Below are 14,913 nucleotides of genomic sequence, written 5' to 3' on the forward strand. Positions count from 1 at the left end.
CTCGATGGTCTGGGCGGTCAGCACGCTGCGCTGGTCATCCTTGAGCTCGCCGTTGAGCTCGTGGGCCAGCTTGCGTGCCGCGGCCACCATCACATCGAAGGCCTGCTTCGGATGACGCGGGCCTGGCAAGCCAAGGAAGAAGCTGACTGCGCGGGTGCTGAAGTGGTCGATGTCGTCCAGGTCGAACACACCAGGCTTGACCGCATTGGCCATGGAGAACAGCACTTCGCCGTGACCGGCCATGCTCTCGTGACGGTGGAAAATGTCCATTTCGCCGAAGCGCAGGCCGCTTTCCAGGATGTTCTGCAGCAGTGCCGGCCCCTTGAAACCGCCCTCGTCGCGGGAAATCACGCTGATGACCAGCACTTCCTCTGCCGGCGGCAGCTCCTTGACGCTGCTGCTGGCAGGCGCCGCACCGCTGCTGCGAGTGTTGTCGGCGGCAAAGTCGTCATCGCTGTCGGCAAACAGGTCGGCCTCGCGCGGAGCGGCGCTGAGGTTGAGATCGCCCTGCTGCACCTCTGCCGTAGCGGTGGCACGCTTGCCGCGCTTGCTGGCCTTGGCAGGCTTGGGCTCGCGCTCGCGATCACGCCCAGAAGCGCTGAGCGACGGCAGGTCGCTTTCGTCCAGCTCAGGCTCTTTGTGGGCATCCAGCACCCGGTGTGGGCCGAGCACTTCGGCAGTGCCGCCCTCTTCGTCCGGTACGTTGGAATAACTGCGATCCAGACGGAATTTCAACTTGCCTTTACCGCCGCGCATGCGGCGCCAGCCGTCGAAAAGAATCCCGGCAATGACAATGATGCCGATGACGATCAGCCACTCGCGCAGACCGATTTCCATGTAATCCCGTGCCTCTATAAAAATATGCTTGAAAACAAAGGGTTCAAAGCCCTTTAACACGTGGCGCCAACTCTATGTTCTGACAGGCGTTTTACCCACGCAAAAAACGAGTGACATTAAGCTAGCACGACCAAAGACAACTTTACACCGTCTGTCGCACCTGACGGGGGCATTTCGCTGCAGAATGTGCCCCTATCGTCGCGCATCAAGCGTCGACCATGGCCATGGCCGCCTCCACATCAACTGCTACAAGACGTGAACAACCTGGTTCATGCATGGTCACCCCCATCAATTGATCCGCCATCTCCATGGCAATCTTGTTATGGGTGATGTAGATGAACTGCACGCTCTCACTCATTTCCTTGACCAGGCGCGCGTAGCGCCCGACGTTGGCATCGTCCAGCGGTGCATCGACCTCGTCGAGCATGCAGAACGGTGCGGGGTTCAACTTGAAGATGGCAAACACCAGCGCCAAAGCGGTCAGTGCCTTCTCGCCGCCGGACAGCAAGTGGATGGTGCTGTTCTTCTTGCCCGGCGGTCGCGCCATGATCGTCACCCCTGTATCGAGTAGATCTTCGCCCGTCAGTTCCAGATAAGCGCTGCCGCCACCGAAAACTTTTGGGAAAAGTGCCTGTAATCCGGCATTTATCTGATCAAAGGTATCCTTGAAGCGATTGCGGGTTTCCTTGTCTATCTTGCGAATGACGTTTTCCAGTGTCTCCAGGGCTTCGACCAGGTCGGCGTTCTGGGCGTCCAGGTAGCGCTTGCGCTCAGACTGCTGCTCGTACTCTTCGATGGCCGCCAGATTGATCGCGCCCAGGCGCTGGATACGCGCGTCGAGCTGCTCCAGCTCCTGTTCGGTGGCCTGTTCGCTGGCCTCGGCCTCCAGGGTGGCGAGCACCCCTTGCAGGTCGTAGCCATCGGCCAGCAACTGCTCCTGCAGGGTCTTGCGCCGCACATCCAGGCCTTGGGCCTCCAGGCGCAACTGCTCCAGCTGGCCACGCAGCAGCTGGGCCTGCTGCTCGGCCTGGGTACGGCGCTTTTCAGCATCGCGCAGTTCGCGGTCGGCTTCGTCCATGTGCAAGCGGGCCAGGCGCATTTCCTCGTCGACGCTCATGCGCCGCTCCAGCAGTTCTTCCAGCTTCAGGCGCAGCTCTTCTTGCGGGGCCTCGCCCTCCTCCAGGTTCAGGCTCAGTTGCTGCTGGCGCTCGGTCAGGCGCGCGGCCTGCTGCTCCAGGCGCTCCAGGGCCTGACGGGTGGAGTCGTGCTGGGCACGCAGCGACCCCAGGCGCACGGCCAGCTGGTGGGCGTGATCCTTGTGCTGGCGGGCATCCTGACGCACCCGGTCGAGGCTTTCGCGCAGGGTGTCGCGGCGGGCCATCAACTGCTCGCGCTGTTCGGTGTCCTGAGCCATCAGTTCCAGGGCTTCCTGCAGCAGCAAGCGCCCTTCGCCCAGTTGCTCGTGCTCCAGGGCGCGCTGCTCCTCCAGCTCGGCCAGTTCTTCCTGCAGGCGCCGGCGGCGCAGTTCGACCTGCTCGGCGCGGGCGCGGCTGGCCGAGAGGCTGGCTTTCAGCTCGCCATGCAGGCGGTTTTCTTCCTGGGTGCGGCGGCGCAGTTGCTCGCGTTGTTCTTCCTGTCCCAGCTGCTGCTCACGCAAGGCCTGCAGTTGCTGCTCCAGCTGCTCAAGCGCCGCTTCCTGTTCCAGCTGCTGCTGGCCCAGCCGCTCGATTTCCTGGCCGCGCGCCAGCACGCCGCCCTCGGCTTCACTGCCACGGCGCACGCGCAAGAAGTGCCGACCCACCCAGTAGCCGTCGCGGCTGACCAGGCTCTGGCCTTCGCCAAGCGATGCGCGCTGCGCCAGCGCCTGGGCCAGGTCTTCCACGGGCTTGACCTGGCCCAGCCAGGGCGCCAGGTCGATACGGCCTTCGACCTTTGCCAGCAGGCTGCCGGTCAATGCCGGGCTGACGCTGCTGGCCACCAGCAAGCGCAGTTCACCTTGTTCCAGGCCAGCGAAATCGAGGCGACTGAAATCATCTACCAGCACGGCCTGCAAGTCGGCACCGAGCACTGTCTCAACCGCCAATTCCCAGCCCGGCTCCACCCGCAGCCCTTCGGCAAGGCGCGGCTGTTGCTCCAGGCCCTGGCCACGCAGCCAGTCGGCAGCACCGGCACCTGGCTCCAGTGCCGCCTGCTGCAGGGCTTCCAGCGAAGCCAGGCGGCCACCGAGGCGCTGCAGGTCACCCTGCGCCTGCTGCTGGGCCTGGGTGGCCTGTTGCAGCTGCTGACGCAGGTTTTCCAGGCGCTCGACCACCTGCTCTTCGGACAGCTGCAGCTCTTCAAGCTGCATTTCGCTACTGGCCAGTTGCTCGGCCAGTTCCAGCATGGCGGCGTCCTGCGGGTCGCTACCCAGTTGTTCGCGCTCCTCACCCAGCTTGCGCTGGCGTTCGGCCTGGCGCTCCAGGCTGGCCTCCAGCTGCAGCAGGCGCGCCTGCTGCACTTCGGCCTGGCGGCGCGGTTCGGCAGAGCGGCTGTTGAAGCTGTCCCACTGCTCCTGCCAGCCGTGCATGCCCAGCTCGGCCTCTTCCAGGGCCGCCGCAGCCTCTTCCGCGGCGGCCAGGGTCAGTTCCTGCTCGGGCTCGAGCATGGCCAGCTCTTCACCCAGGGTAGCCAGCAGGGTGCGGTCGTGACCCAGGTGCGACTCGGTTTCAAGCCGCGTGCGCTCGGCTTCCTTGAAGTCGTCCTGCAACTGGCGCAGGCGCTGCTGGCCGTGCTGGATGCTCTGCTCGACCCGGGCGATGTCACCGGCCACCGAGTAGAAGCGGCCCTGCACCTGGTTGAAGCGTTCGGACAACTCATGATGGCCGTCGCGCAGGCGCTCGATGCTCGCATCGGCATTACGCTGCTCGGCCACCAACGCTTCGTGCGAAACGTCCTGGTCGCCAATCACCGACTCGCGCTGGCGCACGCGCTCGTCCAGATCGCGCCAGCGCAACGCCGACAGGCGCGCCTTCAGCTGGCGCTCGTGGGCCTTGTACTCGCGGTACTTCTCGGCGGCCTGGGCCTGGCGGTGCAGGCGCTCCAGCTGGCGCTCCAGCTCTTCGCGCAGGTCGCTCAGGCGGGCCAGGTTTTCCTGGGTGCGGCGGATGCGGTTCTCGGTCTCGCGGCGGCGCTCCTTGTACTTGGAAATGCCGGCGGCTTCTTCGATGAAATTGCGCAGTTCCTCGGGCTTGGCCTCGATCAGCTTGGAGATCATGCCCTGCTCGATGATCGAGTAACTGCGCGGCCCCAGGCCGGTGCCCAGGAAAATGTCGGTGATGTCGCGGCGCCGGCACTTGGTGCCGTTCAGGTAATAGCTGTTCTGCGCGTCGCGGGTGACCTTGCGGCGGATCGATATCTCGGCGTAGGCGGCGTATTCGCCCACCAGCGTGGTTTCGCTGTTGTCGAACACCAGCTCGATACTGGCCTGGCTGACCGGCTTGCGGCCGCTGGAGCCATTGAAGATGACGTCGGTCATCGACTCGCCGCGCAGGTTCTTGGCCGAACTCTCGCCCATCACCCAACGCACCGCGTCGATGATGTTGGACTTGCCGCAACCGTTGGGGCCGACCACGGCCGCCATGTTGCTGGGGAAGTTGACCGTGGTCGGGTCGACGAATGACTTGAACCCGGCCAGGCGAATGCATTTCAGGCGCATCGGTCAGCCTCGGGCCAGCGCCGCCAGCACCAGTTCGCAGCTGCGCTGGCCATAGGCGGTAAGCACCTCGCGAATGCGCGGCAGGTCACGGGCAACCACGGCGTCAAGCAGGCGGGCAAACAGGTCCAGGTAGTCGATCATGTTGGCCTGGCGCTGGTCCAGCGACAGGTAGTAGGCGCGGCTCATGGCTGGCTGCAGGTTTTCCACGGTTTCCTGCAGGTACGGGTTGTCGGCAAACGGGTAGGCCGCACGCATGACCGCGAAGCTGTCAGCGACGAACGCCTTGATGTCCAGCTGGTCATGGGCGCGCTGCAGGCGCTGCTGGATGTCCAGGAACGGGCGCAGGTCGGCATCGGTGCGCCATTTTTGCGCAACCGCGTTGCCCAGCAGGATGTAGAACTCGCCCATCAGCGCGCACAGGCTGCGCACACTGCGCTCGTCCAGCTCGGTCACGTGGGCACCGCGACGCGGCAGGATCGCCACCAGGTGACGGCGCTCGAGGATCAGCAGCGCCTCGCGCACCGAACCGCGGCTGACGTTGAGCGCCTGGGTAACCTTTTGCTCCTGGATACGCTCGCCTGGCGCCAGCTCGCCGCGAATGATGCGTTCGGCCAGGTAATCGGCAATCTGCTCGGAAAGGCTGTCCGGGGCCTTGAACGTCATGGTTTTCCTTCAAAATCGTTGAGCTCGCACAAGGGGCGGATTGTAGCGTACTTGATCGCTGCTGGCGCAGAGGGGCCAGGCGGTTTATTTGACCTGTCAGACAGCCATGCGCGCGGCGCGATCTATGCTTGTGATATGGGCGTACTGATCGGCCGGGTATGGATACGGGCATTTTCTTGACCTTTGAGTCAGAAAAATATTGACCTGCTGGACAGGTCTTGCTTAGAGTCCGCCCAACAACAATAAAACCATTGCGAGGCCACCCCCGTGATCCAGTTTCTCGTCAACCAGGAGCTGCGCAGCGAGCATGCCCTGGACCCGAACATGACGGTGCTGCAGTACCTGCGCGAGCACCTGGGCAAACCCGGCACCAAGGAGGGCTGCGCCAGCGGCGACTGCGGCGCCTGCACCGTGGTGGTCGGCGAACTGACCGAGGACGACCAGGGCAACGACAGCCTGCGTTACCGCAGCCTGAACTCATGCCTGACCTTCGTCTCGTCGCTGCACGGCAAGCAACTGATCAGCGTCGAAGGCCTCAAGCACCAGGGCCAGCTGCACAGCGTGCAACAGGCCATGGCCGACTGCCATGGTTCGCAGTGCGGCTTCTGCACCCCCGGTTTCGTCATGTCACTGTTTGCCCTGCAGAAGAACAGCAGCGGCCCTGACTTGCACCTGGCCCAGGAAGCCCTGGCCGGCAACCTGTGCCGCTGCACCGGCTACCGGCCAATCCTGGATGCCGCCGAACAAAGTTGCCGCCAGCCCTGCCGCGACCAGTTCGATGCCCAGCAAGCGCAGACCATCAGCCGCCTCAAGGCCATCGCACCGACCCAGACCGGCGAGCTGAACAGCGGCGACAAGCGTTGCCTGGTGCCGCTGACCGTGGCCGACCTGGCCGACCTGTACAGTTCGCACCCCGAAGCGCGACTGCTGGCCGGCGGTACCGACCTGGCGCTGGAGGTCACGCAGTTTCACAAGACCCTGCCGGTGATGATCTATGTCGGCCACGTGGCCGAACTCAAGCGCATCGAAAAAACCGCCAGCCATCTGCAGATCGGCGCCGCCACCCCGCTCACCGACTGCTACGGCGCGCTCCACCAGGAATACCCCGACTTCGGCGACCTGCTGCACCGCTTCGCCTCGCTGCAGATCCGCAACCAGGGCACGCTCGGCGGCAACATCGGCAACGCCTCCCCGATCGGCGACTCGCCGCCCCTGCTGATCGCGCTGGATGCGCAGATTGTCCTGCGCCAGGGCGAGCGGCAACGGGTGATGCCGCTGGAAGACTACTTCATCGACTACCGCATCACTGCCCGCCAGGACAGCGAGTTCATCGAGAAGATCATCGTGCCACGCGCCACCAGCGACTGGGCGTTCCGCGCCTATAAAGTGTCGAAGCGCCTGGACGATGACATCTCTGCCGTGTGCGGCGCCTTCAACCTGAGCATCGAAGACGGCGTGGTCAGCGGCGTGCGCATCGCTTTCGGCGGCATGGCGGCGATCCCCAAGCGGGCCCGCGCCTGCGAGGCGGCGCTGCGCGGCAAGCCGTGGAACCAGGCCGCCATCGAGCGCGCCTGCCAGGCTCTGGCCGAGGATTTCACCCCGCTCAGCGACTTCCGCGCCAGCAAGGAATACCGCCTGCTGACCGCGCAGAACCTGCTGCGCAAGTACTTCATCGAACAGCAAACGCCGCACATCGAGACCCGGGTGACCGCTTATGTCTAACCATCACGTAGCCAAGAGCCAGGCCGAGATGGCCGAACTGTTCAGCCAGGACCTGACCACCGGTGTCGGCCGCAGCGTCAAGCACGACAGCGCCGACAAGCATGTGTCTGGCGAGGCGGTGTATATCGACGACCGTCTGGACTTCCCCAACCAGCTGCACGTGTACGCACGCACTGCCGACCGCGCTCATGCGCGCATCCTGCGCGTCGATACCACACCCTGCTATGCATTCGAGGGCGTGCGTATCGCCATCACCCACGAAGACATCCCCGGCCTCAAGGACATCGGCCCGGTGGTGGCCGGCGACCCGCTGCTGGCCATCGACAAGGTCGAGTTCTTTGGCCAGCCGGTACTCGCTGTCGCCGCCCGCGACCTGGAAACCGCGCGCCGCGCCGCCATGGCCGCGATCATCGAGTACGAAGACCTGGAGCCGGTGCTGGACGTGGTCGAGGCGCTGCGCAAGAAGCACTTCGTCCTCGACAGCCATACCCACCAGCGCGGCGACTCGGCTGCTGCCCTGGCCAGCGCTCCGCACCGCATCCAGGGCACCCTGCACATCGGTGGCCAGGAGCACTTCTACCTGGAAACCCAGGTGTCCTCGGTGATGCCCACTGAAGACGGCGGCATGATCGTCTATTGCTCCACGCAGAACCCCACCGAAGTGCAGAAGCTGGTCGCCGAAGTGCTCGACGTGCCGATGAACAAGGTGGTGCTGGACATGCGCCGCATGGGTGGCGGTTTTGGTGGCAAGGAAACCCAGGCCGCCAGCCCGGCGTGCCTGTGTGCCGTGGTGGCGCGCCTGACCGGCCAGCCGACCAAGATGCGCCTGCCGCGGGTCGAGGACATGACCATGACCGGCAAGCGTCACCCGTTCTACGTGGAATACGACGTGGGCTTCGACGATGACGGCCGCCTGCATGGCATCAACTTCGACCTGGCCGGCAACTGTGGCTACTCGCCCGACTTGTCCGGTTCGATCGTCGACCGCGCGATGTTCCACTCCGACAACGCCTACTACCTGGGCGACGCCACCGTGCACGGCCACCGCTGCAAGACCAACACCGCCTCCAACACCGCCTACCGCGGCTTTGGCGGCCCGCAGGGCATGGTCGCCATCGAGCAGGTGATGGACCACATCGCCCGCCACCTGGGCCGCGACCCGCTGGCGGTGCGCAAGGCCAACTACTACGGCAAGACCGAGCGCAACGTCACCCACTACTTCCAGACCGTCGAGCACAACATGCTCGAGGAGATGACCGCCGAACTGGAAGCCAGCAGCGACTACGCCGAGCGCCGCGAGTCGATCCGTCGGTTCAACGCCAACAGCCCGATCCTGAAAAAAGGCCTGGCACTGACGCCGGTGAAGTTCGGCATTTCGTTCACCGCCACCTTCCTCAACCAGGCCGGTGCGCTGATCCACATCTACACCGATGGCAGCATCCACCTGAACCACGGCGGGACCGAGATGGGCCAAGGCCTGAACACCAAGGTGGCGCAGGTGGTGGCGCAGGTCTTCCAGGTGGATTTCAGCCGCATCCAGATCACCGCCACCAACACCGACAAAGTGCCCAACACCTCGCCCACCGCTGCTTCCAGTGGTGCCGACCTGAACGGCAAGGCGGCGCAGAACGCGGCCGAAATCCTCAAGAAGCGCCTGACCGAGTTTGCCGCTCGGCACTACCAGGTCACCGAGGAAGACGTCGAGTTCCGCAACGGCCATGTGCGCGTGCGCGACCAGATCGTCAGCTTCGAGCAACTGGTGCAGCAGGCGTACTTCGCCCAGGTATCGCTGTCCACCACCGGCTTCTACCGCACGCCGAAAATCTACTATGACCGCAGCCAGGCACGCGGCCGGCCGTTCTACTACTTCGCCTTTGGCGCCGCCTGTGTGGAGGTGATCGTCGATACCCTGACCGGCGAATACAAGATGCTGCGTGCCGACATCCTGCACGACGTGGGCGACTCGCTGAACCCGGCCATCGACATCGGCCAGGTAGAGGGCGGCTTCATCCAGGGCATGGGCTGGCTGACCACAGAAGAACTGGTGTGGAACGCCAAGGGCAAGCTGATGACCAACGGCCCGGCCAGCTACAAGATCCCGGCGGTGGCCGACATGCCGATCGACCTGCGGGTAAAGCTGGTGGAAAACCGCAAGAACCCGGAAGACACCGTGTTCCACTCCAAGGCCGTGGGCGAGCCACCGTTCATGCTCGGCATCGCCGCCTGGTGTGCGATCAAGGACGCCGTGGCCAGCCTGGCCGATTATCGCCTGCAGCCGCAGGTGGATGCGCCGGCGACGCCGGAGCGGGTGTTGTGGGGGTGCGAGCAGATGCGCAAGGCGGTGGCTGCCACGCAGCCTGCCGAACAGGAACTGGAAACCGCTCCTCACTGACAGCGAGGAACCCTGTGGGAGCGGGTTCACCCGCGAAGGCGGCGGTAATTCCACCCTCGCATTCGCGGGTAAACCCGCTCCCACAGGGACTGTGGAAGACCTTAAAAGAGGTTATGGATCATGCACCAATGGATCAACGCCCTCGCCGACCACCAGTCCCGGGGCGAAGCCTGCGTGCTGGTGACCATCATCGAGGAGCGCGGCTCTACCCCGCGCAACGCCGGCTCGAAGATGGTGGTCAGTGCCAGCGGCCTGTTCGACACCATCGGCGGTGGCCACCTGGAATACAAGGCCCTGCACATCGCCCGGCAGATGCTCGAAGAGCAGCGCACTACCCCGCACCTGGAGCGCTTCAGCCTGGGGGCCAGCCTGGGCCAATGCTGTGGCGGGGTGACCGTGCTGCTGTTCGAACCCATGGCGGCGGTACAGGCGCAGATCGCCGTGTTCGGCGCGGGCCATGTCGGCCGGGCTCTGGTACCCTTGCTCGCCGCGTTGCCCTGCCGGGTGCGCTGGATCGACTCGCGCGAGCAGGAATTCCCCGAGTTCATCCCCAACGGGGTGACCAAAGTGGTCAGTGAAGAGCCGGTCGACGAAGTGGCAGCACTGCCGCCAGGCTGCTACTGCATCGTCATGACCCACAACCATCAGCTCGACATGGAGCTGACCGCCGCCATTCTCAAGCGCAACGATTTCACCTGGTTCGGCCTGATCGGCTCGAAGACCAAACGCGTCAAGTTCGAGCACCGCCTGCGCGAGCGCGGCTTCGACGAGGCCGTGATGGCGCGCATGCGCTGCCCCATGGGCCTGGCGGAGGTCAAGGGCAAGCTGCCCATCGAGATCGCCGTGTCCATCGCCGGCGAAATCATCGCCACCTACAACGCCTGCTTCGGCCAGCACGATGCTGCTGCCAATGCCGGCCCCATTGCCCAGTTGCTGCCGCCCTCCCGGCGCAGCCAAGCCCTATGACGAGTGTGTTATGACCGTTACCCGCAAAGCCTACCGTGCCGCCATCCTGCACAGCATCGCCGACCCGGCCGAGGTGGGCCTGGAGGCTTCCCATGAGTACTTTGAAGACGGCCTGCTGGTAGTCGACGATGGCCGTATCAGCGCCATTGGCCACGCCAGCGAACTGCTGCCAAGCCTGGATGCCGACATCCCGGTGCAGCACTACCAGGACGCACTGATCACCCCGGGCTTCATCGACACCCACATCCACTTCCCGCAGACCGGTATGATCGGCTCGTACGGCGAGCAGCTGCTGGACTGGCTGAACACCTACACCTTCCCTTGCGAAAAGCAGTTCGCCGACAAGAACCACGCCGACCAGGTAGCGAAGATTTTTCTCAAGGAGCTGCTGCGCAACGGCACCACCACTGCACTGGTGTTCGGCAGCGTGCACCCCGAGTCGGTCAATGCCCTGTTCGAAGAGGCCGAGCGCCTGGACCTGCGTCTGATCGCCGGCAAGGTGATGATGGACCGCAACGCCCCGGACTACCTGACCGACACCGCCGAATCCGGCTACGCCGAAAGCAAGGCCCTGATCGAGCGCTGGCACGGCAAGGGTCGCCTGCATTACGCCGTCACTCCGCGCTTCGCGCCCACCAGCACACCTGAACAGCTGACCCTGGCGGGCCAGCTGCTCAAGGAGCACCCGGGCGTGTACATGCACACGCACCTGTCGGAAAACCTCAAGGAAATCGACTGGGTCAAGTCACTGTTCCCCGAGCAGAAGGGTTACCTGGACGTTTACGACCACTTCGAACTGCTGGGCGAGCGCTCGGTGTTCGCCCATGGCGTGCACCTGTGCGACGACGAGTGCCAGCGCCTGGCCGAAACCGGCTCGGCGGTGGCCTTCTGCCCTACTTCCAACCTGTTCCTTGGCAGCGGCCTGTTCAACCTGCCGCAGGCCGAACGGTTCAAGGTCAACGTCGGCCTGGGCACCGACGTCGGCGCCGGCACCAGCTTCTCGCTGCTCAACACCCTGAACGAAGCGTACAAGGTGATGCAGCTGCAAGGCGCGCGCCTGCACCCGTACAAGTCGCTGTACCTGGCCACCCTCGGCGGTGCCCGCGCACTGCGCCTGGACGATCGCATCGGCAGCCTGCGCACCGGCAATGATGCCGACTTCGTGGTGCTGGACTACAAGGCCACGCCGCTGCTGGACTACCGCATCCAGCAGTCCAACAGCATCGAAGAGACCCTGTTCGTGCTCACCACCCTGGGCGACGACCGTACCATACGCGAAACCTACGCTGCCGGGCGCTGCGTGCACCAGCGCTAAGGTTCTTTCGCCAGGCCCCGGTACAATGCGCCGCCGATTGCAGCCCCGATCAGCGGCGCCACCCAGAACAGCCACAGCTGTTGCAACGCCCACCCACCGACGAACAAGGCGGGCCCCGTGCTGCGCGCGGGGTTGACCGAGGTATTGGTGACCGGGATCGAGATCAGGTGGATCAGGGTCAGGGCCAGGCCGATGGCGATCGGTGCGAAGCCGGCCGGCGCCCGGGCGTCTGTTGCGCCCATGATCACCACCAGGAACATCGCCGTCATCACCACTTCGCTGACAAAGCCCGCCCCCAGCGTGTAGCCACCTGGCGAGTGGTCGGCGTAGCCGTTCGATGCCAGGCCCGAAGACAGCTCGAAACCGGCCTTGCCGCTGGCAATCAGGTAGATCACCCCGGCCGCCAGGATGGCGCCGATCACCTGGGCTATCACGTAGGGCAACAGCTCTTTTGCCGGGAAGCGCCCGCCCACCACCAGCCCGAAGGACACGGCGGGGTTGAGATGACAACCGGAGATATGGCCGATGGCGAAGGCCATGGTCAGCACGGTAAGGCCGAAGGCGAAGGCGACACCGAGTACACCGATGCCCAAAGGGGAACTGGCTGCGATTACCGCACTGCCACAGCCGCCAAGCACTAACCAGAAGGTACCGATCAGCTCGGCACCCATTCGTTTACCCAGAGACAGGGTCATGGACCTTTCCTCAACAAGTAGTGGAACGCAACGGATGCGCAAGCCCAACTGCTTGATGAAGGTTTGCCCACAAGAATTTAGCAGACCTTTGGCTGATGGCCAGAAATGACTGGGGCCCCTTCGCGTTCCATTCGCAGCACAAGGCTGCTCCTACAGGGGTTACGCGATGCCCGTAGGAGCAGCCTTGTGCTGCGAATGGGCGGCGAAGCGGCCCCCTTCAATCAGCCAGGCAAACGATCAACCCTTGGCCGAAACCTTGGGCTTTTTCAGCAAATGCGAGAACACCGCATGCAGGTCGTCCGAGGCGCTCTCCTCGTCCAGGTTCAGCTTGCTGTCGATGTGGTCCATGTGGTGCATCATCAGGTTCACTGCCAGGTCGGCATCGCGCGCCTCGATGGCGTCGATCAGCTGCATGTGCTCGTCATACGAGCAGTGCGAGCGGTTGCCGCTTTCGTACTGGGCAATGATCAGCGAAGTCTGCGACACCAGGCTGCGCTGGAAGCTGACCAGCGGTGCATTGCCCGCCGCTTCGGCCAGCTTGAGGTGGAACTCGCCGGAAAGCCGGATGCCGGCACCCCGGTCACCCCGGGAGAAGCTGTCGCGCTCCTCACGCACCATCTGCCGCAGCTCGTTCAACTGCTCGAGGGTGGCGTGCTGCACGGCCAGTTCGGTAATGGCACGTTCGACCATGCGCCGCGAGAAAAACACCTGGCGCGCCTCTTCTACCGTCGGGCTGGCCACCACCGCACCGCGGTTCGGCCGCAGCAGCACCACGCTTTCGTGGGCCAGGCGCGACAGCGCGCGGCGGATGATGGTGCGGCTGACGCCAAAGATTTCGCCCAGTGCTTCCTCGCTCAACTTGGTGCCTGGTGCCAGGCGCTGCTCGAGGATCGCCTCGAAGATGTGCGCGTAGACGATGTCGTCCTGGGTACCACTGCGGCCGGCCTTGCCGACACGCGCAGGTTTCTTCAGAGGTTGCAGCTGTTCGTTCATGGGCTCTCGAGGCACGAAGAGAAAGTATGGCGCCATTGTACACAGGCTGAGGCGATTCCGCAGGGGGCGTTTTACCTATATAGCCGTTGTACGACGCATTGCGCACACAAAAGATAAAACATTATTTGCATTCTTTGTACACAAAAGCATAATCCACCGAGCAACTTCTTGACCCATGAGTCAACAAACAGGTCGGACGTCTGCCTTCCCTCTTGGGGCTACCAAGTGCATCGCTCAGGAACTGGCCCCTACAACAACAAGAAAGACTTGAGGAGTACTCGCTGTGGAAAGCCGCAAATCCGAAGCCCCTGCGCTGGATCTCGCCCCACCGCTCGAAACGAGCTGGCTGGAGCGGATTTTCAAACTCAAGCAACACGGCAGTACCGTCAAAACCGAGATGATCGCCGGGGTGACCACCTTCATCACCATGGCCTACATCATTTTCGTCAATCCCAACATCATGGCCGACGCCGGCATCGACCATGGTGCAGCCTTCGTCGCCACCTGCATCGCCGCCGCGCTGGGTTGCCTGCTGATGGGCCTGTACGCCAACTGGCCTGTGGGCCTGGCGCCGGGCATGGGGCTCAACGCCTTCTTCACCTACACCGTGGTCGGCACCATGGGCTACAACTGGGAAACGGCACTGGGGGCGGTGTTCGTCTCAGGCGTGCTGTTCATGTTCCTGACCTTGTCGAAAGTGCGCGAATGGCTGCTGAACAGCATCCCGGTCAGCCTGCGCCATGCCATGGGGGCCGGCGTCGGATTGTTCCTCGGGCTGATCGGCCTGAAGACCGCCGGCATCATCGTCGACAGCCCGGCCACGCTGATCAAGCTGGGTTCGCTGCATGAGCCAGGGCCGCTGCTGGCAGCCGTGTGCTTCCTGTTGATCGCCATCCTCAGCTACAAGCGGGTGTTCGGTGCGATCCTGATCAGCATCATTGGCGTAACCGTGGCTGGCTGGGGCCTGGGCCTGGTCAAGTTTGGCGGGGTGATGTCGATGCCGCCCAGCCTGGCACCCACCTGGATGGCCATGGACGTGGCTGGCGTGTTCAACGTCAGCATGATCAGCGTGGTGCTGGCGTTCCTCTTCGTGCACATGTTCGACACCGCAGGCACGCTGATGGGCGTGGCGCAGCGGGCCAATCTGGTGGCGCCGGACGGGCGTATCGAGAACCTCTCGCGGGCGCTAAAGGCTGACAGTGCTTCGAGCGTGTTCGGTGCGGTGGTCGGCGTACCGCCGGTGACCAGCTATGTGGAGAGCGCTGCGGGGGTCGCTGCCGGTGGTCGTACTGGTCTGACGGCGGTGGTGGTCGGCCTGTTGTTCGTCGCCGCGATGTTCTTCGCCCCGCTGGCCGGGATGATTCCGGCGTACGCGACGGCGGGTGCGCTGATCTATGTGGCCATGCTGATGATGGGCAGCATGGCGCACATTCATTGGGACGAAGCCACCGACAGCATTCCGGCGATCGTCACGGTGATCATGATGCCGCTGACGTTCTCTGTAGCGGACGGTATTGCGCTGGGCTTCATCAGCTATGTGGCGCTGAAGGCCGGTACCGGCAAATACAAGGAAATCTCGGCCAGCTTGTGGGTGTTGTGCGCGATCTTCATAGCCAAGTTCGTGTTTCTCTGACCC

10 protein-coding genes are annotated in these 14,913 nt (G+C 64.0%); 5 read left to right on the forward strand and 5 right to left on the reverse strand.

Features of this window, described 5'->3' with window-relative positions; translation table 11 throughout:
- From zipA to HP546_RS04790, 3 genes are all read right to left on the reverse strand, one after another.
- Positions 1-837: cell division protein ZipA (gene zipA / locus HP546_RS04780; protein ID WP_172220391.1), on the reverse strand; the 837-nt coding region annotated here is incomplete at its 3' end.
- Positions 838-1,042: 205 nt separating this feature from the next.
- Positions 1,043-4,531, reverse strand: a complete 3,489-nt coding sequence (gene smc / locus HP546_RS04785) for a chromosome segregation protein SMC (RefSeq protein ID WP_172220394.1) — start codon at positions 4,529-4,531, stop codon at positions 1,043-1,045.
- A gap of 3 nt (positions 4,532-4,534) precedes the next feature.
- Positions 4,535-5,194, reverse strand: a complete 660-nt coding sequence (locus HP546_RS04790; RefSeq protein WP_172220397.1) for a GntR family transcriptional regulator — start codon at positions 5,192-5,194, stop codon at positions 4,535-4,537.
- Positions 5,195-5,461: 267 nt separating this feature from the next.
- On the opposite strand from HP546_RS04790, the gene xdhA reads away from it, so the two are divergent.
- From xdhA to guaD, 4 genes are all read left to right on the forward strand, one after another.
- Complete coding sequence (gene xdhA, locus HP546_RS04795; protein WP_172220399.1) at positions 5,462-6,916, forward strand: xanthine dehydrogenase small subunit; 1,455 nt, start codon at positions 5,462-5,464, stop codon at positions 6,914-6,916.
- Complete coding sequence (gene xdhB / locus HP546_RS04800) at positions 6,909-9,308, forward strand: xanthine dehydrogenase molybdopterin binding subunit (protein ID WP_172220402.1); 2,400 nt, start codon at positions 6,909-6,911, stop codon at positions 9,306-9,308. Before xdhA ends, xdhB begins: the two co-directional genes overlap by 8 nt.
- Before the next feature lie 120 nt (positions 9,309-9,428).
- Positions 9,429-10,274 (forward strand): xanthine dehydrogenase accessory protein XdhC, encoded by an 846-nt coding sequence (gene xdhC, locus HP546_RS04805; RefSeq protein WP_172220405.1) that lies wholly within the window; start codon positions 9,429-9,431, stop codon positions 10,272-10,274.
- Between the two features lie 10 nt (positions 10,275-10,284).
- Positions 10,285-11,589, forward strand: a complete 1,305-nt coding sequence (gene guaD, locus HP546_RS04810) for a guanine deaminase (protein ID WP_172220408.1) — start codon at positions 10,285-10,287, stop codon at positions 11,587-11,589.
- Here guaD and aqpZ read toward each other — a convergent pair.
- Together aqpZ and HP546_RS04820 are read right to left on the reverse strand one after the other, a co-directional pair.
- Positions 11,586-12,284 (reverse strand): aquaporin Z, encoded by a 699-nt coding sequence (gene aqpZ / locus HP546_RS04815; protein ID WP_172220411.1) that lies wholly within the window; start codon positions 12,282-12,284, stop codon positions 11,586-11,588. The two genes, guaD and aqpZ, sit on opposite strands and share 4 nt — an antisense overlap.
- 237 nt (positions 12,285-12,521) lie before the next feature.
- Entirely contained in the window at positions 12,522-13,277 is a 756-nt protein-coding gene (locus HP546_RS04820) for a GntR family transcriptional regulator (protein WP_172220413.1), read from the reverse strand.
- 283 nt (positions 13,278-13,560) lie between these two features.
- Between HP546_RS04820 and HP546_RS04825 the strand changes: the two genes are divergently transcribed.
- Positions 13,561-14,910 carry an NCS2 family permease gene (locus HP546_RS04825; protein ID WP_172220416.1) on the forward strand — a complete coding sequence of 450 codons (1,350 nt, stop codon included), beginning with the start codon at positions 13,561-13,563 and terminating at the stop codon, positions 14,908-14,910.
- The last annotated feature ends 3 nt before the right edge of the window (positions 14,911-14,913 follow it).

It is taken from the genome of Pseudomonas sp. CM25 (assembly GCF_013179705.1).
GTDB lineage: Bacteria > Pseudomonadota > Gammaproteobacteria > Pseudomonadales > Pseudomonadaceae > Aquipseudomonas.